This is a genomic window from Micromonospora sp. NPDC003197 (genome assembly GCF_053590565.1).
The window spans coordinates 1-25,457 of sequence record NZ_JBSFTE010000031.1 but is presented as its reverse complement, the minus strand read 5'-3'; the positions used below and the strand labels follow the sequence as shown (position 1 = coordinate 25,457).

The following is a 25,457-nucleotide window of genomic DNA, read 5'->3' as shown; positions in this document are numbered from 1 at the left end:
TGTGGAGTGTGCCCCCGTGGAAGACGCCGAGGATCAGCGTCACTATCGCGTAGTTATCAACGATGAAGAGCAGTACTCTATCTGGCCTGTCGGCTCCGACCTGCCACCGGGTTGGCGGCCAGATGGCACAGAGGGTGATCGGGCAACGTGCCTGGCCCACATCGACGAGGTGTGGACCGATCTACGGCCACGCAGCCTTCGCGATTGGCTAGCCACCCAGTCCTGACCACACCAATTAGCGAATAACGGGCGTCCCGCTGGCGGGGCGCCCGTTTTGGCATGTCAAGCGGCAGTTCCGATAAACGGGCACACAACATCTACGCAGTTCGATAATATTGCCCATCAGAACCGCTCCCTCACCGGGTGCATTTTCCTCGCTTTCGACATTTCCCAAAGCACCGAACATCCTGAATGTATGCCACCAACACGGGACACGAGCCGGCAACGCTTACTACGTAGCCCTTTGTCATAGCTAAGACCGCCAAATCGGACCGTATCGCAGGATCAGGATGACTCTCCGGCAGGGATTCGAGCGACTGTTGACACGCGCCGAATAGCTCTCGTATTTTCTTTGGCACCCCCGGACTCTTTGTCTCATCTCCTGCTTTTCAAAACCGCTCGCCACATAACTGGCCGTCGCACGCCCGGCCTAGTAGTGCGTGCGCGGCGGTTTCCTGCTGTGCGTCGCCAAGGAGGAAAATGACCGTGTGGTCGACGACCAGTGGCGTTTCCGCGATTGACGGAGACCAACCGACCACCGACCCTGCCCCACCCGCTACGGAGTCCTACGAGGCGCTCGCGGTGCAGCAGGGGCTCCTCTTCCACAACCGATACGAGCCCGGCTCCGGCGTCGACATCATCCAGGTGGCCATCGACTGGCCAGAGCCACTGGAACCGGCCGCCTTCGACACCGCCTGGCAGCACGCCGCCGACCGGCACGCGGCGCTGCGTACCGCGTTCACCTGGCAGCACGGCGAGACGATCCAGCAGGTCCACCCCCGGGTAACCCTCCCCATCGAACGGTACGACTGGTCGACCGACGCCCGCGAGCACCAGACGGAGCGACTGACGGACTTCCTCACCGCCGACCGGTCCCGCGAGTTCGACCCGTCGACCGCGCCCCTGGTCCGGGTCAGCGTCATCGACCACGCCCCCGACCAACACACCGTGGTGTTCAGCCTGCACCATGCCGTGTTGGACGGTCGCTCCATCCACCAATTGCTCCACGAGGTACTCGACGAATACCGGGCGCTGTGCCAGGGCACCTCGTTCACCCCTCCGACCCGACGGTCCTTCCAGGACTTCGCCGTCTGGGCCAGCCGACGTGACCTGGCCGACGACCGGGAGTTCTGGCAGACCCGACTGGCCGACCTCCCGCTACCCACGCCACTGCCGTTGCAGCCGGCCACCGAACTGCCGCCCCGTACCCCGGACTCGGTCCGGGAGATCACCACCACCCTCAGTCGCACCGCCAGCGCTGACCTGATGGCTGCCGCAGCGGCGGTGGGCGTACCGCTCGGCACCCTGGTCACCGCCGCCTGGGCGGTGCTGCTACACCGCTACGGCGGCGGGGACGACGTGGTGTTCGGCGCGACCCGGACCTGTCGCCAGGGAACCATCGAGCAGGCCGAAACGATCATCGGTCTAATGATCAACACGGTGCCGATGCGGATCACCGTCGACACCCGGCAGACCGTACGGGACTGGTTGGTCGACGTACGGGCCCAGATCGACATGATTCGTGGTCACCAGCTCACCCCACTGCCCGCCATCGGGCAGTGGCTCGGACTCCCCTCGGCCAGTCCGCTCTTCGAGAGCCTGCTGATGTATGAGCACCGCGACCTCCAGACCGCGCTGGCCGCCTCGGTCGACGGCTGGGCCGGCCGCACCACGCGGGTCCATCGGCACCCCGGAGCGCCGCTGACCGTCTGCGTGTTCGGCGAGCCCGACCTACAGGTACTGATCTACCACGACCGGCGACGGTTCTCCGATGCCGCCGCCGACCGCCTGCTGCGTCACCTGACCACCTGCCTGACCGGGATCGCCGCCGGACTCGACGCCCCGGTCTCGGCGCTGCCCCTGCTCGCCCCGGAGGAGATCGAGCAGCTCACCGGCGCATGGGCCGGCGCTGCGGCGACGCCGTACCCGGCCGACACCAGCATCCCCGAACGGTTCGCCGCCCAGGCGCGACAGAGCCCGGACGCGGTGGCGGTCACCGGACCGGACGGCACCCTGACCTACGCCGAACTCGACGCCCAGGCCAACCGCCTGGCGCACCTGCTGATCCGACACGGCATCCGCCCGGACCACCCAGTGGCAGTCGCCCTCCCCCGGTCGGTACGGCTGGTGACCGCCCTGCTCGCCGTACTCAAGGCCGGCGCGGCCTACCTGCCCCTCGACCCGGCCGACCCGCCGGCCCGGATCCGGGACCTGCTGGCCGGCGGCGGCAATCCGCTGGTGCTCACCACCGACGAAGCCGCTGCCCCGCTGCCGCCCGAACACCCGACCATCCGGCTCGACCGGATCGCCGCCGAGGTGGCCGACCTGCCCCCGGCGGCCCCGGAGGTGACAGTTCCCCCGGCCGGCCTCGCCTACATCAGCCACACCTCCGGATCGACCGGCGCGCCCAAAGGGGTGGCCGTGCCGCACCGGGCGGTGCTACGGCTGATCCACGAGCCGGACTACCTGCGCCTCGGCCCCGACGAGACGGTCCTGCAACTCGCACCGGTCGCCTTCGACGCCGCCACCCTGGAAATCTGGGGCAGCCTACTCAACGGCGCCCGCCTGGTCGTCGCGCCAGCCGGACCGCTCGGCCCGACCGAGATCGCCCGACTGCTCCGCGCCGAACAGATCAGCGTGCTCTGGCTGACCGCCGGCCTGTTCCACCAGATCGTCGAACAGGACCCGGAGAGCCTGGCCGGGGTCGGCCAACTGCTCGCCGGTGGCGACGTACTCGACGCCGACGCGGTCCGCACCGCGCTGCGGGTCCGCCGGGGCCAGCCCGTCGTCAACGGGTACGGCCCGACCGAGAACACCACCTTCACCTGCTGCCACCGGATGACCGACCCGGACGCCGTACCCGACTCGGTGCCGATCGGCCGGCCGGTCCCCCGCAGCACCGTCTACGTCCTCGACCCACAGCTCCGGCCGGTGCCGGTGGGTGTCCCGGGGGAACTCTTCACCGGGGGCGACGGGCTGGCCCGGGGCTACCTCGGTCGCCCCGCAGCGACCGGTGAACGCTTCCTGCCCGACCCGTTCACCGACACACCGGGGGCTCGGATGTACCGCACCGGGGACCGGGTGCGCTGGCGTCCCGACGGCACGCTGGAGTTCCTCGGTCGGATCGACCGGCAGGTCAAGATCCGAGGCTTTCGGGTGGAACCCGCCGAGGTCGAAGCGGTGCTGCGTACCCACCCCCGGGTCGGTGACGTGGCAGTGGTGGTCGACGGCGACGGGGAGCGTCGCCGGCTGCTCGCCTATCTCGCGCCGGGTGCCGGGGCCGGACCGAGCGCCGGGAGAGCGCCGGGTGTCGGAGCCGCGCCGGGCACCGGGCCGGAGCCGCTGGAGCCGGCCGACCTCGAGGCGTACGCCGCCACCCACCTGCCGCCCTACCTGCGGCCGGCCGCGTACCTCGTCCTGCCGGAGCTGCCACTCAACCGCAACGGCAAGGTCGACCGGGCGGCGCTACCCGCACCGACCACGGCACCGGCCCCGCCGGTCGTACCGCTCACCGACGCCACCCAGACCCGACTGGCGGCACTGTGGAGTGAGCTGCTCGGGGTGGCGGTGCGCAATGCCGGCGACGACTTCTTCGCTCTGGGCGGCAACTCGCTGCTCGCCACCCGACTGACCTTCCTGGTGAGCGAACGGTTCGGCGTGGAGCTGCCCATCCGGGTGGTGTACGACCAGCACGAACTGGCCGGTTTGGCAGCCGAGATCGACCGACGGCGCACCGCCTCCGCCAGTGCCAGCACTGGCACTGGCACTGGCACTGGCCCGAAGATCATCGCTCGGGATCGGCGTGCCTACCGGCACACCGGCCCGACCAACGGGCACGTCAACGGTCAGCTCGATGGCGCCGGCGCCCCGGCCCCGGGGCACCTGGTCCGGCCGACTCCCGGCCCGTGGGCGATGTGGCGCTGGGTGGGGCTGCGCGGGGCGGGCTTCCCGGTGGAGCCACTGACCCGGTTGGGCGACCTCGACCACCTGACCGCCACCGACGCCGTACTGGCCAGCGCGGATCGGGTGGACGCCGCCCGCCGACAGCTGACCGATCTGCTCTACCAGGCCCGCCGGGCCGGCGACCCGGAACAGCGATCCCGGTGGAACCGGGCCGACCGGCAGGTACGCCAGGGCAGCCTGCCCGACGCGCTACCCGAAGCCGCCGAACCGGCGCTGCGCGACGCGCTGTCGGTGGCGATCGCCGACCTCACCGCCGTCCGTGCCCAGCTGGCGGCCGATCGGCTCCACTTCGACCGGTCCCACGAGCAGGCGAGTGCCCGCCGCTCGGCCGGGTTACGGGCCGCCGCCGGTGCCCCCCTCTTCCGGGAGGCGGTGACCTGGCAGAACCGGCACGCGCTGCGAACCGGCATCGACGCCCTGCTCGCCCACAATCCGGCCACCGATGCCGCCCGGGGCTCGAAGCATCGCCAGCACGAGGCGCTGGTCGCCAGCTATCTGCAACGCTACTGCGCCAAGAACGACACGATCGGCTTCTTCGGACCGGTGGGTTGGGCCACCGTCGACCCCCATCAGGACACCCTGCTACGGATGCGGCACGGGGTCGCACCGCTGGCCACCCGTACCGTCTATTTCGAAAACTGGGCGGTGACCGGCCTGGCCGAGGCGCTGGCCGAGCGCGAACCCCGGTTGCGACCCTGGCTGATTCCCCGGCGGCTGCCCTTCCTCTCCGTCCTCGACGACCAGCTGCTGCTTCCACTGACCCCGCCCACGCCGCTGCCGCACGCCGTGGCCCGGCTGCTGGCCGCCTGTGACGGAATCCGGCCGGCCGGCGAGATCGCCGCCGAACTGGTGGCCGACCCGACGGTGGAGGTCTCCACCCCGGAGGAGGTCTACCAACTGCTGGCCGAGCTGCGCGACGCCCGCCGGGTGAGCTGGTCACTGGAGATCCCCAAGGAGGACCTCTTCCCCGAACGGGCGCTACGGCAGCGACTCGCCACCGTCACCGACCCGGCCATCAGCGGCCCGGCCCTGGCCGCCCTGGACCGACTGGAACAGGCCCGGGACGCGGTCGCGGCGGCGGCCGGGGACGCCGACCGGGTCGGCGCCGCCCTGGCCGAGCTGGAGCAGACCTTCACCGAGCTGACCGGCGCCGCCCCGACCCGGCGGGCCGGTCGGGTGTACGCCGGGCGGACCCTGGTCTACGAGGACTGCCGGTCCGGCACCGAGGTCAGCCTCTCCCCCGAGCTGACCGCCACCCTCTGGCCGGCGTTGAGCCTGCTGTTGGAGAGCGCCCGCTGGTTCACCTTCGCCGGGGCGGCCCTGTTCCGCCGGGCCTGCGTCGAGCGCTACCAGGAGCTGGTCGCCCGGACCGGCCAGACCTCGGTGCCGTTCACCGACTTCTGGCTCTGGGCCAACGACCTCCTCTTCGACCTGCCGGAGAAGCTGATCGCCCCGGTGGTACGCGGACTGCGGGACCGCTGGGCGAGCATCCTGCCGGAGCTCGCCGGCCAACGTCGGGTGCAGGTCGACTCGGCGGAGATCGCCGACCGGGCGGCCACCGCGTTCGCCGCGCCCCGACCCGGTTGGGTGGGCGCCTACCAGCACAGTCCCGACGTCATGCTGGTCGCCGACGGGGCCGAAGCCGTGGCCCGGGGCGACTTCCAGTGGGTCGTCGGCGAGGTGCACCCCGGGGTGAACACCCTGCGCTCGGCGCTGTTCGTGGCCCAGCATCCCGACCCGGAACAGCTGGTGGCGGCGATGCGGACGGACCTACCCGGTCCCCGGGTGGCGCTGGCCGCCACCGGCGAGGAGGGCGGTGCGCCGTCCCGGATCACCGACAAGCTGATCACCGAGCGCGACCTGCGGCTGATGTTCGGGCACGACAGCTGCGGGCTCGACCCGAAGACTGCGGCGGCGGTCGCCGACTGCGTGCTCGAACCCCAGGACGGGACACTCGTGGTCCGTACCCGCGACGGCCGTCACGTGGTGCCGCTGGCCGAGATGATCGGCGAGACGATCATGTTGCAACTGCTGCAACGCTTCGACATCCTGCCTCCCGGTGACCACCAGCCACGGATCACCGTGGACCGGGTCACCATCGCCCGGGAGAGCTGGCGGTTCCGGGCGGCCGAACTGGACTTCGCCCGTACCGCCGACGAGGCGGAACGGTTCCAGCAGGTACGCCGTTGGCAACTGGCCGCCGGTCTGCCCCGGTACGTCTTCGTCAAGACGCCGGTGGAGAAGAAGCCGTTCTTCCTCGACTTCGCCAGCCTCGCCGCCGTCGACTGGTTCGCCCGGTCGATTCGGCGCACGGTGGACGGCGAGGGGCCGACGGCCACCCTGCGACTGACCGAGATGCTGCCCTCCCCCGACCAGCTCTGGCTGACCGATCCGGCCGGTGGCCGGCGAACCGCCGAGTTCCGCCTGGTCGCCGTGGACACCCGCGACAGCATGGCCCCCCGCGAAGGCTCCGACATCCGCCACACCATGGCCGACCGCGACAGCCACCCCGCCTCGAAGCGAAACAACGAGGAGACGTCATGACCGGAGACACCTGGGTCCTGCCCACCTCCTCGACACAACGTCGACTGTGGCTACTCGACCAGCTGACCCCCGGCTCCCCGGAATACAACATCGCCTGGTCGGTCCGGCTGACCGGGCCGCTGCGCCACGACGCGCTGGAAGCCGCGTGGAGCTGGCTGGTCGACCGGCACGAGGCGCTGCGTACCACCTTCACCGCCGTCGACGGTGAACCGGCGCAACGCATCCAGGAACCCGGGCCGGTCCGACTCACCGTCACCGACCTCGCCGAGCTTTCAACGGCCGACCGGGGACAGCGGCTGACGGAACTCGTCGAGACGACCGGGCGGGCCCCCTTCGACCTGGCCACCGGGCCGCTGCTGCGGCTCCAGTTGATCCGGCTGGCCGCCGACGAGCACCTGCTGGTCGTCGTGGTGCACCACATCGTCGCCGACGGCTGGTCGTTCAACACCGTCTTCGCCGAACTGGGCCACGCCTACCAGGCCGCCGTCGACGGAATCGAACCATCCCTGCCACCACCGCCGATCCAGTACGCCGACTTCGCCGTCTGGCAGGGCGAACAGGCGGCCAGCGGTGCCCTCGCCGAGGACCTCGAATTCTGGCGGGCCGAGCTGGCCGGCGCGCCGACCCTGCTCGACCTGCCCGCCGACCGACACCGGCCGCCCGAGCAGACCCCGGCCGGCGGTCTGGCCACCTTCGACCTGCCCGCCGAGCTGACCACCGGGGTACGCGCGTTGGCCCGCCAGGCCGACACGACCACGTTCGCGGTACTGCTCAGCGGCTTCCAGGCACTGCTGCACCGGCTCAGCGGACAGGACGACCTGCTGGTCGGGGTGCCGGTGTCGGGGCGTACCCGGCCGGAGACGCAGGAGGTCGTCGGGTTCTTCGCCAACACGCTCGCGCTGCGCGCCCGGTTCGACCCTGGCAGCACGTACGCCGAGGTGCTGCGTACCGCCCGGGCCTCGGCGGTGGCCGCCCAGTCCCGGCAGGACGTGCCGTTCGAGCGGGTGGTGGACCTGCTCGCGCCGACCCGCAGCCTCGCCTACTCGCCGGTCGTACAGGTCATGTTCGCCCTGGACGAGTTGCCCGCCCCGACCACCGTGGCGGGGCTGCGGATCGTCCCGGAACTGCACGAGAACGGCACAGTCAAGTTCGACCTGACCCTCACCGTCGAGCAGCGGCCGGAGGGTTTGCGCGGCCGGTTGACCTACCGTACCGACCTGTTCGACGCCGACCGGATCCGACGGTTCGCCGACCAGTACCTCGCCCTGCTCGGTGCCGCCGTCGCCGCCCCGGACACCCCGGTCGCCGAACTCGCACTGCTGAGCCCGGCGCAACGACAGGAGACCCTCCGGCGGTGGCGGTCCAGCCCCCGGTCCGTACCGCCGGACAATTCCGTACCGGAGTTGCTGGACCGACACCCACCGGCAGACCCGGACGCGGTCGCGGTCGTCGCCCCCGACGGCGCGCAGCTGACCTACCGGGAGCTCACCGCCGCCAGCAACCGGCTCGCCCACCTGCTCCGCGAACACGGGGTCGGCCCGGACGTGCCGGTCGGCCTGTGCCTGTCCCGGGGCACCCACCTGGTCACCGCCATCCTGGCAGTCTGGAAGGCCGGCGGAGGCTATCTGCCGCTGGACCCGGAACTGCCGACCGAGCGGCTGGCCGCCATGGCCGCCGAGGTCACGCCTCCGGTGCTGGTCAGCGACCTCGCCAGCGCCGCAGGTACGACCGGCGCCTGGGCCGCCGGCACCCGGATCGTCCGACTCGACGACCCGACCGACGTGGCGGACCTGGCCCGCCGGCCGGAAACCGCGCCGGAGGGCACCGGGCACCCGGCGAGCCTGGCCTACCTGCTCTACACCTCGGGTTCCACCGGCACCCCGAAGGCGGTGGTGGTGACCCACGGCTCGGTCGTCAACCTGCTTACCGCCGTCGACCGGCAGCTCTGCCTGACCCCCGCCGACCGGATGGCCTCGGTCACCACCCCCGCCTTCGACATCTCCGTGGTCGAACTGATCCTGCCGCTGCTGGCCGGTGCCCGGGTGGAGCTGATCGACGCTCGCACCGCAGTGGACGCCACCGCGCTCCGGGCCGAGTTGGCTGCCCGTCAGGTCACCGCCGCCCAGGCCACCCCGGCGACCTGGCGAATGCTGGTGGCGGCCGGTGGCGTACCGGCCGGGGTACGGACCCGGATCAGCGGCGGCGAGGCCCTGACCCGGGACCTGGCCGACGCGCTACGTACCGACGGTGCCACCGTCGTCAACGGCTACGGACCATCCGAGACGACGATCTACTCGACGATCGGGCAGGTCGGCGCGGCCGGTCCGGTCGACCTCGGTGGCCCGGTCGACAACACCGGGATCTATCTGCTGGATCCGGCCGGCAACCCGGTCGGGATGGACGCGGTCGGTGAGGTGTACCTCGGTGGCCTGGGCGTCGGCCGGGGCTACCACGGCCGGTCCGGGCTGACCGCCACGCGGTTCCGCCCCGACCCGTATACCGGCTGGCCCGGGGCCCGGATGTACGCCACCGGGGACCTAGCCCGGTGGCTGCCGACCGGTCGACTGGAATACCTCGGCCGCGCCGACCATCAGATCAAGCTGCGCGGTTACCGGATCGAGCCGGGCGAGATCGAGGCGGCGCTACGGGAGCAGCCGCAGATCCGCGACGCGGTGGTGACCACCTGGCGGGTGAACGCCGACGACGTCCGCCTGGTCGGCTACGTCGTACCAGCCGAGCCGGGCACGCAGCCGGCCCGCCTGTGGCCACCGGTACGGGCGGCGCTGGCCCGCCGACTGCCCGAGTACATGCTGCCGGCAACCCTGGTGGTGCTGGACGAGCTACCCCGTACCGGCTCCGGGAAGGTCGACCGTCGAGCCCTGCCGGAACCGAGCTGGTCCGACGGCGGTACCGAGCACACCGCCGCCCGTACCCCGGTGGAGGAACGACTGGCGGCGCTCTGGTGCGAGGTGCTCGGTCGTACCGAGGTCGGGGTACACGACAACTTCTTCGCCCTCGGTGGACACTCGCTGACCGCCACCCGGCTGATCGCCCGGATCCGTACCGCCTTCGGGGTCGACCTGCCGCTACGCCTGCTCTTCGCCGCGCCGACCATCGCCGAGCTCGGTGAGCTGGTCGACGCCCCGGCGGCCGGGCCGACCCGGCCCGCCGAGCCGGCCAGAGATTCGACCGCGTCACCCGACCGGATCGCTGCCACCAAGCGGATCGCTTCGCCGGACCGGGTCGCCTCGCCGGATCGGATCGCGGCCGGTCGGCCGAGCCCGGAGGACCTACTCGCCTCGCTCGACGACCTCTCCGACGGGGAGATCGACGAGCTACTCAACACCCTGATCGCCGAGGAGGGCGCATAATGGACGGGCACCGCCCGACCAACGACCGCCGGGACCGGGCCGTGATCATCGGCGCCGGCCTGGCAGGTTCACTCGCCGCCGTATACCTGGCCCGGCGCGGCTACGCGGTGGACGTCTACGAGCGACGCGACGATCCCCGGCTGACACCCGCCGGGCTCGCCGGCCGCAGCATCAACCTCGGCCTCTCCGCCCGGGGCATGAGCGCGCTACGCGAGGTGGGACTCCTCGACGAAGTGCTCAAACGCAGCGTGCCGATGCGGGGCCGGGTGGTGCACAGCCCCGACGGTACGGTCAGCTTCCAGCCGTATGGCGTACGCGAACACCAGATCCTGCATTCGGTGCTGCGCGACGAGTTGATCGCCGTGGTGGTGGAGGCCGCCGACGCGCAGCCCGGGGTCCAGTTCCACTTCGGCTGGCGGATGCAGCACCTCGACCGGGACCACCCTTCGGTCACCGTCGTCTCCGAGGCGGACGGGACCTCGACCGAGGTCACCGCCGACCTGGTGGTCGGCGCCGACGGGGCGTTCTCCACGGTCCGACAGCAGCTGCAGCACGGCCTGCGGGCCAACCACGCCCAGGAGTTCCTGGACTGGGGCTACAAGGAGCTGACCATCCCCGTCGGCGACGACGGCCAGCCCCGGGTACGACTGGAGGCGCTGCACGTCTGGCCCGGCGAGCACGCCATGATGGTCGCCCACCCCAACCTGGACGGCTCGCTGACCTGCTCGCTGTTCATGCCCTTCGAAGGTGAGCCGAGTCTCGCCACGCTCACCTCGCCGGCGGCGATCCGCACCTTCTTCCAGCACCACTTCCCCGACGCCGAGGCGCTGATGCCTCACCTGGTCGAGGAGATCCTCGACCACCCGACCGGGCACCTGGTCACCATCCGTACCGCGCCCTGGCACCACGCCGACCGGGTGGTGCTCATCGGTGACGCCGCCCACGCCGTCTACCCGTTCTACGGGCAGGGTATGAACTCCTCCTTCGAGGACTGCCTGGTGCTCGACCAGTGCCTGGCGGCGCATCCGGACCGGGGCGCGGCACTGGCCGCGTACCAGGCGGCCCGTAAGCCCCACACCGACGTGCTGGCCGACCTCTCCACCCAGAACTTCGAGAACCTGCGGGCCCGGGTACACCGACCGGGCTACGCGCTGCGGGCCGCCGCCGACCGGGTGCTCAACCGGGTGCTGGCGGACCGGTGGACCCCGCTCTACACCATGGTCGCGCACACCGCCACGCCGTACGCCGAGGCGTTGGCCCGATCCCGACGCCAGGACCGACTGTTGCGCTGGTCGGCGGCGGGCGCGGTGGCCACCGGTACGACCCTGGCCTATCTCGCCACCCGCACGTTGGCCCGTGCCGGTCGGGGACGGTGAACGCAGATGCTGACCCATCCAGAGAACTCGGCCTACCAGCTGGTGGAAGAGGCCGACCTGGCCACCGACCCGGTCGCTTCGTGGCTGGCCGACGTGGCCGACCCGCTGCGCTCGGTGTTCCGTTGGGCCCGGGAATACCTGTGCCGTCCACACGTCGAGCTGGGCCGCAAGGGGCCGGTCTGCCCGTACGCACAGGGGTCGCTGGACCGGCACACCTTCCTGCTCGCCGTACACCGGGGTGCCACGGTCGAGCCGGACACCCTGGACGAGCTACTGCTGGTCTACCGTGACTGGTTCCGCCAGCTGCCGCCGGTCGCCGGCCCGGCGGCCCAGTTCAAGACCATCCTGCTCACCCTGCCGGACCTGCCGTCCGAAACCGCCAACGACATCGTGGACGCGACCCAGGCCCGGCTGAAGCCGCAGTACGTGGCCGAGGGGCTGATGCTCGGCGAGTTCCACGACGGGCCGCCCGACAAGGGCGGGTTGTGGAACGCCGACTTCCGCCCGTTACACAGTCCGGTGCCGCTGCTGGCGGTACGGCACATGGTCTCGTCGGACTTCCCGTTCCTGGCCGACGACGCCGCCTCCGTCGCCACCTATCTAGGGCTGTTCGGCGCCAACATCCCGACCATCCTGCGCAGCCAGGTCGACGCCGCCGCACGACAGTTCGGCCTCGCCCTGCCCACCCCGGCCCCAGCATCCCGGATCGCCCCCCAGGGAGCGTCATGAGCGAACTCGCCCCGCCCGGGCCCAATGTCGATCCGGCCCGCCCGGCGACCGACAAGCGGGCGCTGCTGGCCCGGATGCTCACCGAACGGGCCAACACGCCCCGCACCTATCCGGTCTCCTTCGGACAGCAGCGACTGTGGTTCCTGGATCGGTTCCAGCCCGGCGACCCGGTCTACAACATTCCGGTCGCCTTCCGGCTCCGGGGACCGTTGGACCTCGACGCCCTGCGGGCTGCCCTCTCCCTGGTCGTGTCCCGGCACGGCGCGTTGCGTACCACCTTCGCGGACTCCGGGGGTGAACCGGTCCAGGTCGTCCGGCCCACCGTCGACATCGAACTACCGGTCACCGATCTGACCGCGAGTGCGGACGAGGGCCGGGCGGACGAGGCGGCCCGGCTGATGTGGCAGGTGGCCCGGGAGCCGTTCGACCTCGCCACCGGCCCGCTGTTCCGGGCCCGGGTGGTCCGGGTCGCCGACGACGACCACTACCTGTCGCTCTGCCTGCACCACATCATCTCCGACGCCTGGTCGCTGGGCGTGCTGTTCCGGGAGCTGAACACCGCATACGCCGCCCTGCTCGAAGGGCGCGACCCGCAGCTGCCCGCCCTGCCGGCGCAGTACGCCGACTACGCGCTCTGGCAGCGGGAACGGATCGCCGGCGACGCGCTCCGGGCGCAACTGGACCACTGGCTCGACCACCTGCGGGGTGCGCCAGCCCTGCTCACCCTGCCGACCGACCGGCCCCGGCCGGCCATCGCGTCCTACCAGGGCGCGGTGCACTACTTCGACCTGCCCGCCCCGTTGGCCCGTCGCCTCCAGCAGTTCAACCAGGACACCGGGGTCACCCTGTTCATGACCCTGCTGGCCGGCTTCACCGCGCTGCTGTCGCGCTACAGCGGTCAGGATGACGTGGTGGTGGGCACCCCGGTCGCCGGCCGCAACCACGCCGACCTGGAACCACTGATCGGCTTCTTCGTCAACACCCTGGCGCTGCGGGTGTCGTTGACCGGCCTACCCACCTTCCGCGACCTGGTCGGCCGGGTACGGGAGGCGGCGCTCGGCGGGCTGGCCAACGGCGACGTGCCGTTCGAGAAGCTGGTGGAGGAGCTGCAACCGGAACGCAGCCTGGGCCACGCACCGGTGTTCCAGACCCAGTTGATCCTGCAGAACGCCCCCTCGGGCGATCTGGAACTGGCCGGCACCACGCTCACCTCGCTGCGGGTGGACAGCGGTACCGCCAAGTTCGATTTGTCCCTGGTGGGCGAGGTGACCCCGACCGACGGGGTGTGCCTGGCGGTGGAGTACGACACCGCCCTCTTCGACGCGGAGAGCGTCGCCCGGCTCGGCCGGCACCTGACCGCCCTGCTGGACGCGGGCACCGCCGACCCGGACCGGCCGGTGGCGGAGATCCCCCTGCTGGCCGGGGTGGAACGCTGGCGGTCGGTGGTGGACTGGAACGCCACCGCCCGCAGCCTGCCTCCGGTCTCCTCGGTGCTGGAACTGCTCCCGACGGAGTCAGCTCCGGGTGTTGCCGATGATGCCCCGGCCACCGATGATTCTCCGGCCGCCGTCACCGGGCCGGATGGGGCGGTCGACCTGGCTACCCTGGCCGGTCGGGCCGCCCAGCTGGGACACCTGCTGCGGGCCCGGGGCATCCAGCCGGACACCCCGGTCGCCCTGTGCCTGGACCGCGGCGTCGGCCTGCTGGTCGGCGTGCTCGGCACCTGGTGGGCCGGGGCCGGCTACCTGCCGCTGGACCCGGCCCTGCCTGAGGAACGGCTGCGCTACATGCTGGCTGACTCGGGCGCCCGGGTGCTGGTGACCCAGCGGGCGATCCGGGAACGGCTCGGTGACCTGCTGGCCGCCGTACCGGTGGTGGTCTGTCTGGACGACGACGCCGAGGCGCTGGCCACCGCACCGGCCGACGCCGCGCCGACACCGGTCCACCCCGACTCGCTGGCCTACCTGATCTACACCTCCGGCTCGACCGGTCGTCCGAAGGGGGTGGCCGTACCGCACCGGTCCGTGGTCAACCTGGTCGCCTCGTTCCACGACGATCTCGGGCTGACCCCCGAGGACCGGTTCGCGGCGGTCACCACGCTCTCCTTCGACATCTCCGTACTGGAACTGCTGGTACCGCTGGTCAGTGGCACACCGCTGACCATCATGGCCAGTGACGAGGTCGGGGACGGCCCGCTGCTGCGCCAACGGCTGCACGACGACCGAATCACCGCGATGCAGGCCACCCCGGCCACCTGGCGGCTGCTGCTGGCCGCCGGCGGGGTGCCGGCCGGTCTGCGGACCCGACTCTGCGGTGGTGAGGCACTGCCCCGCGACCTGGCCGACGCGCTGATCACCGACGGCGCGACGCTGTGGAACTGCTACGGCCCGACCGAGACGACCGTGTGGTCGGCGGCGGCCGCAGTGCCACCCGCGCCGGCCCCGATCGACCTGGGCGCGCCGATCGCCAACACGGAGCTGTACGTGTTGGACCGGGCCGGCCAGCCGGTGCCGGTCGGTGTGGTCGGTGAGGTGCACATCGGCGGTAGCGGCGTCGTCCGGGGCTACCACGGCCGGCCAGGGCTGACCGCCTCCCGGTTCGTGCCGGACCCGTTCACCGGCCGGCCCGGTGCCCGGCTCTACGCCACCGGCGACCTGGCCCGGCAGCGCGCCGACGGGCGGCTGGAGTTCCTCGGCCGTACCGACCACCAGGTCAAGGTGCGCGGCTTCCGGATCGAGTTGGGCGAGATCGAGGAACAACTGCGCGCCCACGCGCTGGTCACCGATGCGGTAGTCGGCACCTGGACCGCCGGCTCCGGGGACGCCCGGCTGGTGGCGTACGTGGTGCCCGCGCCCGAGGCCGCCGGTACGGACGACCTGTGGGCGGTGCTGCGCCCGTGGCTGGCCACCCGACTGCCCGGCTACATGGTGCCGGCGACGCTGGTCAGCCTGCCGGCGCTGCCGGTCAACGCCAACGGCAAGACCGATCGGGGGGCGCTGCCGGAACCGGACTGGCGGGACGGGGGCGCCGCCGAACGGATCGCCCCGCGCACCGCCGTGGAGCAGGTGCTGGCGGAGGTGTGGCAGGAGGTGCTCCACCTGCCGGAGGTCGGTGTGCACGACGACTTCTTCCGGTTGGGTGGGCATTCGCTGCTGGCCGCGCAGGCGTTGAGCCGGATCGGTGCCGCGTTCGAGATGAACCTGCCGATCCGGGTGCTGTTCGAGGCACCGACCATCGCTGCCATGGCCGAGACGCTGACCGCACGGGAACCCACCCCCGGCCATCTGGCGTCCGTCGCCGAGCTGCGGCAGGAGTTGGCCGGTATGTCGACCGAGCAGCTCCGCGCGCTGCTGGGCGAGTAGGTGGGGGCGACGATGGAAGGAACGCGACTGTGACGGGCTCGATCGAGGTGGATGCCGCCGAGCGGGAGCGGATGATTCGCCAACTGCTCGCCCGCCGAGGGGTGGCCGCCGCAAGCCCGGCCAACCCCATCCCCCGCCGGGCGGCGGGCAGCCGGATTCCGCTGTCCCCGCTACAGGAGGGGATGTGGTTCCTCGACCGGCTCGACCCGGGCAACCCGGCGTATGTGGTGGCGATCCCGGTACGCCTGCACGGCACCGTCGACCGGGCCGCGCTCCAGTCGGCGGTGGACACGGTGGTGGCTCGGCACGAGGCGCTGCGTACGACGTTCAGTGCCCGGGACGGGCACCCCGAGCAGGTGGTGCTCCCCGAGGACGATCCGGCTGGCCGGGTCAGCGTTACCTTCGTGGACCTGACCGCGTCGACCGCCAGCGATCCCACGGTCGGGGCCGATCTGGCCCCAGAGCGGGAGGAGCGGGCCGCCGCGCTGCTCCGGACCATGGCCGAGACCGGCTTCGACCTGGCGGACGGCCCGCTGCTGCGGGTGCTGCTGGTCCGCCTCGCCGCCGACGAGCACCTGCTCGCGCTGAGTCTGCACCACATCATCAGCGACGAACGGTCGATGGGAATCGTCCTGGACGAGATTCTCGCCGACCACCAGCGGATCGTCGCCGATGGTCCGGCTCCCAGCCCGCCCACCGTGCAGTACCCCGACTACGTGCTCTGGCACCGGGAAAAATTCGACGCCAGCGCCGCCGAGCGGCAGCGCCGGTTCTGGTCCGAGCGGCTCGCCGGGGCCTCCGGCCTCCTCGACCTGCCCACCGACCGGCCGCGTCCGCCGGTCCAGACGTTCGCCGGTGCCACCGCCCACTTCTCGATCGACGCCGAGTTGACCACCGCCCTCGACGACCTCGCCCGGCGTACCCGGTGCACCCGTTTCATGATCACTTTGGCTGCGGTGCAGCTGGTGCTCGCCCGCTGGACCGGTCAGGACGACATCTGCGTCGGCTCGCCGGTCTCCACCCGATCCGGCCCAGAACTCCAGTCGGTGGTCGGGCTGATGGTGAACAGCCTGGCGCTGCGTACCGACCTCTCCGGTGATCCCACCCTCACCGAGGCGCTGGATCGGGTGAAGGCGGTCTGCCTCGACTCGCTGGAAAACGCCGACCTGCCGCTGGACCAGGTGGTGCAGCAGGCCGACCTGCCCCGTGACCCGAGCCGCAACCCGCTCTTCCAGGTCATGTGTGTGGTCAACCCGGCGGGCGCGAAACGGGAACTGACGGGCCTTACTGTGCGGCCGGTCAACCTCACCCGGGACACCTCCCGGTTGGACCTGACCCTGGTCGTCTACGAGACCTCGCCCCGCCTGACCGTCATGGTCGACTACAACACCGACCTGTTCGACGCCACCACCATCGAACGGTTCGTCGACCGGTTCCGGCTGATGCTGCGCGCCCTCGCCACCGAGCCGGACCATCGGCTCTCCGAAGTGGATCTGATCGGCGCCGCCGGGCGACACGAACTGGCCACCTGGAACGCCACCGACCGGGACTACCCGGCCGCAACGCTGCACGAGCTGATCCGGGCACGGGCGGTCAGTGCACCCGACGCGACCGCCGTGATCGACGGGGACGACGTGTTGTCGTACGGCGAACTGGATCGCCGGTCCGACCAGCTGGCCCATCGGCTGCGTGCCGCCGGGGTGGGGCCGGACGTGCCGGTCGGGCTCGCCCTGCCGGCCGGTACGGCGGCGATCACCGGAATCCTCGCGGTCCTCAAGGCCGGCGGGGCGTACCTGCCGCTGGACCCGAGCCACCCGACCGCCCGGCTGTTCGGCCTGCTCACCGAGGCGGCCGCCCCGGTCACCCTGGTCGGCCCGGCGGACGTCGACCGGTTCACGGGCTGTCCCGGCACCCTGATCGTGGTCACCCCGCCCAAGGGGCCGGGCGCGGCGTCCGTGCCGGCCCCGACCGGTCACCCGGACCAGTTGGCGTACGTCATCTACACCTCTGGGTCGACCGGCACGCCGAAGGGGGTGATGGTCAGCCACCGGACGGCGACCAACCTCGCCCTGGCCTTCGCCGAGCTGCACGACATCCGGGCCGGCGATCGGCTGCTGATGCTGCCGCCCCTCAGCTTCGACGCCTCGGTCGGTGACATCTTCCCGGCGCTGGTCAGCGGGGCCGCCCTGGTGGTGCACCGACGCCCGGCCGAACTGACCGGTCCGGGTCTGCTGCGCTTCTGCGCCGAGCAACAGATCACCCTGGTGGACGCCCCCGCCGCGCTGTGGATCCGGTGGGTCGCCGATCTGGCCGACGCGTCGCCGCAGCCGGAGACCCCGCTGCGGGTGATGATGATCGGCGGCGAGGCCGCGCCCACCGCGGCGGTACGCGATTGGGCCCGCGCCACCGGCGGCCGGGTACGCGTACACAACCACTACGGGCCCACCGAGGCGACGGTCTGCGCCACCACCCATGCCACCACCGACGCCACCGAGCTGCCCGGCCTGAGCCACCTGCCCATCGGTCGGCCAGTGCCCAATGTCCGGGTGCACCTGCTCGACACAGCCCTACGGCCAGTGCCGGTGGGGGTCACCGGCGAGGTCTACATCGGCGGCACTGCCCCCGCTCGGGGCTACCTGAACTCCCCCGGCCTGACCGCAGCCCGGTTCGTGCCCGACCCGTTCGGCCCGGCGGGCGGCCGGCTCTACCGCACCGGGGACCTGGCCCGGCACCGGCCGGACGGGACGCTGGACTTCCTCGGCCGCACCGACCGGCAGGTGAAGATCCGGGGACACCGGATCGAGGTGGGCGAGGTGGAGGCGGCCTGCGCCGCCCAGCCGGGGGTGGCCCGAGCGGCGGTGGTCGTACGCGACGACGGGCGGGGACCCCGGCTGGTCGCGTACGTGGTGCCCTCCGGCGAGCAGCAGCCCAGCCCGGCGACGCTGAAGGCCGGGCTGCGTCAGCGACTGCCCGAATACCTGGTGCCGACCGGCTTCGCCATCCTGCCGGAGCTGCCGCTCAACTCGCACGGCAAACTCGACCAGGCGGCTCTTCCCCCGCCGCAGGACGGCGCGGCGGAATACCAGCCGCCAGCCACGGAGACCGAACGGAAGCTCGCCGGCATCTGGGCGGACCTGCTACACGGCAAAGCTGCCAAGACCGACCAGCCCGAGACCGACCAGCGCAAAGCCGACCAGTCCGAGACCGGGGCCGATCATCCTGAGCCGCCGCCGATCGGTCGTCGGGACAACTTCTTCGACCTGGGTGGCCACTCGCTGCTCGCCGGGCCGCTGGCCGCCCGGATCACCGCCACGCTCGGCGTCGACCTGCCGCTGCGGGCACTCTTCGAAACGGCCGACCTGGCCGGCATGGCCGCCCTGGTCGATGATGCCGCCCTGGTCGACGCGGCAGCCACGAAACCAGTCCGAACCGACCGGACCCCACTGTCGGTGGTACGCGCCGACGCCCACCTGCCCGACGACATCTGCGCCAACCTGCCGGCCCCGCCACCGGCCCGAGTCGCCGAGGCAGTACTGATCACCGGTGCCACCGGTTTCCTCGGTGCGCACCTGCTCGCCGACTGGCTGGAGCACAGCAGCGCCACGCTGCACTGCCTGGTCCGGGCCGGTACGCCCGACGCAGCCCTCGACCGGGTGCGGGACAACCTGCTGCGGTACGGCCTGTGGCGCGACAAGTACGCCGACCGGCTGGTGGGCGTACCGGGCGACCTCGGCGAGCCGACGTTGGGTTTGCGCCGCCACGACTTCGACGCCCTGGCCGACGGGGTGGACGCGGTGCTGCACAACGGCGGGCTGGTCAACTTCCTCTATCCGTACGAGCGGCTGCGGCCGGCCAACGTCTCCGGAACAGTGGAGGTGCTGCGGCTGGCCGGTGCGGGCCGGCCCAAGGCCCTGCACCTGGTCTCCACCCTCGGAGTGTTCCTCACCTCGGACCGGCGCGGCGGCGTGGTACGCGAAAGCGAGCAGCCGGACGACTGCGCCGGTCTCGGCGACGGCTACAACGCGACGAAGTGGGTCTCCGACGCGCTGGTCCGGGCCGCCCGCGACCGTGGGCTGCCGGTCAGTGTCCACCGGCCAGCCCGAATCACCGGGCACGCCAGCACCGGGGTCGGCAACGCCGACGACTACTTCAGCCGGCTACTCAAGACCTTCGTGCAGCTCGGCGCGGTCCCGGAGATCCGGGACGACCCCGCCGACCTGGCCCCGGTCGATTATGTGGCCGCCGGCATCGGACACCTGTCCCGGCAGCCTGACCGCTGGGGGCAGGACTTCCACTACTACAACAACCACACGATCTCCTTCCCCGAGCTGGCCGGGGCGCTGGCCGGCTACGGCTATCCGGTGGCGCTGCTGCCGTACGACCGATGGCGGGCCGCCCTGCTGGACCGGCCGGACGTGGCGCTGGCCCCGTTCACCCCGCTCTTCGGGACCGGGGTGCCGGAGCGTACCCAGCCGTACTTCGACTGCTCCGCGACCGAGGCGGCGCTGGCACCGGCAGGCATCGTCTGCCCACCCGCGGACGCCACGCTGATCCACGCCTACCTGGACTGGTACGTCCGCACCGGCTTCCTCACCCCACCCGTCTCCACTATGGCCGGCACCAACGACGCGTCCCGGGAGGACCGATGACCGAGCGGGTACGCGCCAAACTGCTGATCACCGTCTGGCTCGGTCAGCTGGTCTCCCTGATCGGCTCCAGCCTGACCGGCTTCGTGCTCGGCGTCTGGGTCTACCAGAAGACCGGCTCGGTCACCCAGTTCTCGCTGATCTTCCTGGCGAACACGCTGCCGGTGGTGCTGATCGCCCCGTTCGCCGGGGTGCTGGCCGACCGGTGGGACCGGCGTCGGCTGATGCTTCTCAGCGACCTCGGCGCAGCCATCGGCACCGCCACCCTGGCCCTGCTGGTGGCCGCCGACAACCTGGCGGTCTGGCACATCTACCTGGCCACCGCGCTGAGCGCGGCCTGCTCGACGGTGCACCAGGTCAGCTACCAGGCGATGACCCCCGCCCTGGTCGGCAAGGAGCACCTCGCCCGGTTCAACGGCCTGATGCAGGTCTCCCGGGCGGTGCAGATCGCCGCGCCGCTGCTCGCCGGGACGCTGGTGGTCACCATCGGCATCGGCGGGGTGATGGTGGTCGACCTGGTCACGTTCAGCGTCGCGTCGTTGACGCTGCTGCTGATCCGACTCCCCGCCGACGTCACCCGGCCGGCCGGTGCCCGGGATCGGCAACCGGTGTTGCGGGAGGCTGCTGCCGGTTGGCACTACCTACGTCGGCACCGTGGGCTGTTCAACCTGATGGTGCTCTTCGGGGCGTACAACTTCCTGTTCGGCATCGCCGGGGTGCTGGTGCAACCGTTGATCCTGTCGTTCTCCTCGGCGGACACCCTGGGTGTGTTGATGTTCGCCGGCGGGGCCGGCCTCTTCGTCGGCAGCCTGGTGATGGGGGCCTGGGGCGGGCCGGCCCGAAAGGTCCACGCCATCTTCGGTGGCCTGGCGTTGGGCGGGGTGGCGCTCGTCCTGCACTCGCTGGCCCCATCGCCGTGGCTGATCGGGGTGGTGGCGCCGCTGTTCCTGTTCACCCTCCCGGTCGTCAACAGCTCGGCGATGACGCTGGTGCAGACCAAGACCGAGCCGTCCGTACTGGGTCGGGTGCTGGCCGCAGCCCGGGTGATCGGCGATTCCAGTATCCCGTTGGCCTATCTGCTGGCCGGACCGCTGGCCGACGGGGTCTTCGAGCCGTTGATGCGTAGCGACGGTGCGCTGGCGGACAGCGTGGGCCGGGTCATCGGCACCGGGGAGGGACGCGGCACCGCACTTGTCTTCGCCGTGACCGGCGCGCTGATGGTGCTGATCGTCGCCTTCGGCTGGTCGCGTCGTCCGCTACGCGAAGTGGACCGGTTGCCGGACGCGCTGCCCGCGTCGAAGCCGGCACCCGCAAAGGGCGAATCAGCCGAAGCAGACGAGTCCACCGAGCCAGCCGAATCAGCCGAGCCGGTACGCGGTTGAGCTGTCCTGCCAGTAGTCATCCCACAGAGGAGAAGTCGTCATGCCGGTGCCGTTGTCGCCCGACGAAGCACGCCCGTTCATCGACACCGACCAGGCCCCTGCGGCGCACCTCGACATGCTGAACGCGCTGTCGTTCCGTACCGTCGTCGCCGGGCTACGGCTCGGCGTGTTCGAGGCGCTGGCCGACGGGCCACTGCCGGCGTCGACCCTGGCCGAGCGGACCGGCACCGACCAGTTGGGCCTGCGGCTGCTGGCCGACGCGCTGGTCGGATTCAACTACCTGACCCGATCGGGCACCGACTACACCAACAGTGCCAACACCACTCGCTGGTTGCTGCGGTCCGCGCCGGACAGCTTCGTACCGGTGTTGTCGTTCTGGGGCACGGTCGTCACCGAACTCTGGGGCGACCTGGAGACCTCGGTCCGGCAGGGCGGCCCCACAGGCGACTTCTACGCCTGGTTGGAGCAACGGCCGGACACCCTCGCCGACTTCCAGACCATGCTCCGTCGCCTCTCCGGCTGGCTCTCCGGGGAGATCGTGTCGCTGGTGCCCGCCCCGCCCGCCAACGGTCGGGTGCTGGACCTGGGCGGCGGGCATGCCGGCTACACCGTCGCCTTCTGCCAGGCGTACCCGGGTTTGCGCGGCACGGTCGTCGACCTGCCGGGGGCGCTGACCCAGGGGGCCACCGCAGTTGCCGAGGCCCAGCTCGACGACCGCGTCGAGCTACGTCCGGGCGACCTGCTCACCGCAGACCTCGACCCCGGGTACGACCTGGTGTTGCTCTTCAACATCGTGCACGGGTACGACGAACCGCAACTGGCCGGTCTACTCGATCGGGTGGCGGGTGCCCTACGGCCGGGCGGCCGGGTCGTCCTGCTGGAGCCCTTGGCGGAGGTGCCGCAGCGCCCGCCGGGCGTGGCCGACTCGTTCGTCCGGGCGTTCAGCCTCAACCTGTTCCACACCCAGGGCGGCCGGGCCTACCGTTTCGAGGACCTGGCCAAACTGCTGACCGCCGCCGGGTTCACCGATGTCGAACAGCACCTACTGACCCGCTCCGACGCGGACCATTTGGTGATTGCCACCAAGCGCTGAGGTGTTAGGAAGGGCCCCTTCTTATCGCATTTTGCATAGGAAGGGGCCCTTCCTAACACCCAGACCGCGCGCGGCACCCAGGCTGCGGGCGCAGAGCAAAACGGGCTCCCGACCGGATTCCGTCCGGCCGGGAGCCCGCTGCGATTGAGCCCGTTGCGATTCAGTTGTTCCTGCTGTCAGCTGTTGTTCCAGTGCTCGGCGACCAGGTCAGCAGCCTGGGTCTCCCACTGCGCATAGTGGAACGGATACGCCGACACCTGAACCTTCTGCGCGGCCTGCGTCAACGGCATCTTCTCCCAACCGTCGACCTGCTTCAGACCCTTCAGGAACGCCATCGTCGAGTACTCAGGATCAGTGATCTGCTCCACCGAACCCCAACCCGAAGACGGACGCTGCTGGAACAGACCCTGCGAGTCATGGTCGTTACGGTCACCCAGATGACCCAGGTTCTCCAACTTCGACTCCTGCAGGCTCGTCGCGATGGCCACCACAGCAGCCCGCTCGTCCATACCAGCCTTCTTCGTAGCCTTGATGATCGCCTTCACATTGCTGGTCTGCTCGGCGTTCAGCGGAATCCGCGACTGCTCACCCTGCACACCGTGCGGGATCAGCTTGTCCTTGGCCGGCTTGTCAGCCTGCACGGCCACACCAGCCAGCTTCGGCGACGCCGCAACCGTCTGATCGGCCAACGCCGGACCAGCGAACACACCACCAGTAAAAGCAAGACCAGCAGCAGCAAGCACACTCTTACGCAGAATCGTATTCATGACCAAAGCTCCAATACCGGGGGAAAGGAACGCCTCCCGGGGGTACAGGAGACGCCAGGCAGCAGGCACACACACACAAAAGCGCGCCACGCTCACCTGAAAGACAAGGGGGAAAGAATCAGAACGCCACACCCAACCCCAAGATCCCAGGGCGGGGGCGTAGACAAGATACAACGACCAACCAGCCGCCAACATTCCAGCGACCCGGGCCCCATCTCGAAGACGAACCCGCACGCCACCCGAACAGATGGCCGCGCTCGCACCGCCAAGAAGACAGCGCTACTCGGTCGTACGCGAGATATAACCACCCGCCGGCCGCCAACATTCCACGCCAGCCCACCCACAGCCTGTTGATCATGGTGAGATATGCCCCAGGCGGCGATCGGCCTCCCCGACCGACCGAAACCGGACATGACGCCGCGACACTCGACGCTTCCCAGGATCGGACATCAGGCGCACCTTGCATCTTCGACATTTTCTCGACCGGGATAGCACCTTCGCTCACGCATATGTGAGGATGCCGCCATGGAACGGACTTTGAGTCGTCAGGCGGCTTCGGACGCGGTTAGCGACCAGGGCTGGCGCTATCTGCTGGGCTCGCTGCGTACGTCCGTACCCGTCGGTTCGCTGCCTCAAGCGACGGACGTGGCGGCGCAGGCGGTGGCGACGTGCGGCGCCGACGCGGACGGACATTTACGCATCGACCTCCGGGCCGACCGGGTTGTCCTTACCTTGCAGTCGCTTGACCAGGCAAGGCTGACGGAGTGCGATATCGACCTCGCCCATCGGCTCTCCGCCGCCATCGGCGACATCGGGCTACGGACGGAGCCGGAAATCGGTACGACGGCACTGCGGTCGGTGCAGTTCGTGGAGCTCGCCATCGATGCACTCGACATCGCAGCGGTCCGGCCGTTCTGGAAAGCCGTACTGGGTTATACGGACGAACCGGAAGCCGCCGGTCCCACAAATGCGATCGTCGACCCGGTCGGGCAGGGGCCCGCGATCTGGTTCCAACAGATGGATCAGCCGCGTCCGGAGCGGAACCGCATCCATTTCGATATCTGCGTCCCACACGACGAGGCACCTAGACGGATCGGAGCCGCCCTGTCAGCCGGTGGTCGGCTCGTTTCTGCGTCCGACGCTCCCGCATTCTGGGTGCTCGCCGACCTCGAGGGCAACGAGGCTTGCGTGACCACTTGGCAGGGCCGCGACGACGCATAATACGACGGGTTCGGCGGATAACGGGTAGAAGTAGCTACCCCGCCGACGCATACTGCCGACCGTGACCACCCCGCCCTACCCCCTCGCCTCTCCGCCCGACAGCCTCGCCGCGAACCCCGACACCCTCGCCACGAATCTTGCCCAGCGTGTCGCCCGGGGCAAGCGAATCAAGTTTCTCTTCTTCTGGGGCCACCGTCCCGAACGCGACGGCCGCATCGGCTCGGGGTGCCTGAGCCAATGGTGGCCAGCGGCATTCATCGTCGAGGGCAGGATCTATCCCACCGCCGAGCACTACATGATGTGGCGCAAGGCGAAGCTGTTCGGCGACGACGAGGTTGCCGAGCGAATTCTTGCCGCTTCTCATCCGCAGCGGGCCAAGGCACTCGGTCGGCAGGTACACAACTTCGACCAGCGACGCTGGGAGGAAGCGCGGTACGACATCGTGGTTGAAGGCAATGTCGCCAAGTTCAGTCAGCATGCCGACCTGCACCAATATCTGATGACCACCGGCGAACGGATCCTGGTCGAGGCCAGTCCCCTGGACCGGGTCTGGGGCATCGGCCTCGCCGCCGACGACGAGCGAGCCGCTGACCCCGCCCGCTGGCGCGGGCTCAACCTGCTCGGCTTCGCCCTGATGCGGTCCCGCGCGATCCTGCGCGAGCATGCTTCCGAGCACACCGAGTAAGACCTATCACCGCCCGGCTGCCACGGCTGGAGTTTGGGGTTTGGTGTTAGGAAGGGCCCCTTCCTATACAAAAAGCGATAGGAAGGGGCCCTTCCTAAC

Annotated in this window: 12 protein-coding genes; 11 read left to right on the top strand and 1 reads right to left on the bottom strand. The window is 70.7% G+C overall.

The features are described 5' to 3' along the window. Positions 1 to 16: 16 nt before the first annotated feature. The 9 genes from ACWDV4_RS26130 to ACWDV4_RS26090 all read left to right on the top strand — a co-directional run bounded on the left by ACWDV4_RS26130 (position 17) and on the right by ACWDV4_RS26090 (position 22,685). Positions 17 to 226, top strand: coding sequence for an MbtH family protein (locus tag ACWDV4_RS26130; RefSeq protein WP_449983780.1), 210 nt, complete (start codon positions 17 to 19; stop codon positions 224 to 226). A gap of 473 nt (positions 227 to 699) precedes the next feature. Then, on the top strand, positions 700 to 6,726 hold the full coding sequence (locus tag ACWDV4_RS26125) for an amino acid adenylation domain-containing protein (RefSeq protein WP_449983778.1): 6,027 nt from the start codon (positions 700 to 702) through the stop codon (positions 6,724 to 6,726). Further along, the gene (locus ACWDV4_RS26120) at positions 6,723 to 10,097 is read left to right on the top strand and encodes an amino acid adenylation domain-containing protein (protein WP_449983775.1); all 3,375 of its coding nucleotides are present in this window, start codon (positions 6,723 to 6,725) and stop codon (positions 10,095 to 10,097) included. Before ACWDV4_RS26125 ends, ACWDV4_RS26120 begins: the two co-directional genes overlap by 4 nt. Beyond that, a complete protein-coding gene (locus ACWDV4_RS26115) occupies positions 10,097 to 11,473 on the top strand; it encodes an FAD-dependent oxidoreductase (RefSeq protein ID WP_449983772.1) in 1,377 nt (458 codons plus the stop codon). Before ACWDV4_RS26120 ends, ACWDV4_RS26115 begins: the two co-directional genes overlap by 1 nt. A 6-nt stretch (positions 11,474 to 11,479) precedes the next feature. Beyond that, positions 11,480 to 12,202: a DUF6875 domain-containing protein gene (locus ACWDV4_RS26110; protein ID WP_449983770.1), complete on the top strand. Its 723-nt coding sequence runs from the start codon at positions 11,480 to 11,482 to the stop codon at positions 12,200 to 12,202. Further along, positions 12,199 to 15,564, top strand: coding sequence for an amino acid adenylation domain-containing protein (locus tag ACWDV4_RS26105; RefSeq protein WP_449983767.1), 3,366 nt, complete (start codon positions 12,199 to 12,201; stop codon positions 15,562 to 15,564). The genes ACWDV4_RS26110 and ACWDV4_RS26105 overlap by 4 nt, the downstream gene beginning before the upstream one ends. A 41-nt stretch (positions 15,565 to 15,605) precedes the next feature. Continuing rightward, entirely contained in the window at positions 15,606 to 20,213 is a 4,608-nt protein-coding gene (locus ACWDV4_RS26100; RefSeq protein WP_449983911.1) for a non-ribosomal peptide synthetase, read from the top strand. Further along, positions 20,210 to 21,592, top strand: a complete 1,383-nt coding sequence (locus ACWDV4_RS26095; protein WP_449983764.1) for an MFS transporter — start codon at positions 20,210 to 20,212, stop codon at positions 21,590 to 21,592. Before ACWDV4_RS26100 ends, ACWDV4_RS26095 begins: the two co-directional genes overlap by 4 nt. Before the next feature lie 40 nt (positions 21,593 to 21,632). Next, the gene (locus ACWDV4_RS26090) at positions 21,633 to 22,685 is read left to right on the top strand and encodes a methyltransferase (RefSeq protein ID WP_449983761.1); all 1,053 of its coding nucleotides are present in this window, start codon (positions 21,633 to 21,635) and stop codon (positions 22,683 to 22,685) included. A gap of 176 nt (positions 22,686 to 22,861) precedes the next feature. Here ACWDV4_RS26090 and ACWDV4_RS26085 read toward each other — a convergent pair whose 3' ends face one another. Next, positions 22,862 to 23,452, bottom strand: a complete 591-nt coding sequence (locus ACWDV4_RS26085) for a hypothetical protein (RefSeq protein WP_449983908.1) — start codon at positions 23,450 to 23,452, stop codon at positions 22,862 to 22,864. Between the two features lie 525 nt (positions 23,453 to 23,977). Here ACWDV4_RS26085 and ACWDV4_RS26080 point away from each other — a divergent pair. Next, entirely contained in the window at positions 23,978 to 24,673 is a 696-nt protein-coding gene (locus tag ACWDV4_RS26080; protein WP_449983758.1) for a VOC family protein, read from the top strand. A 166-nt stretch (positions 24,674 to 24,839) separates the two neighbouring features. After that, positions 24,840 to 25,358 carry an NADAR family protein gene (locus ACWDV4_RS26075; RefSeq protein WP_449983904.1) on the top strand — a complete coding sequence of 173 codons (519 nt, stop codon included), beginning with the start codon at positions 24,840 to 24,842 and terminating at the stop codon, positions 25,356 to 25,358. Positions 25,359 to 25,457 lie beyond the last annotated feature (99 nt).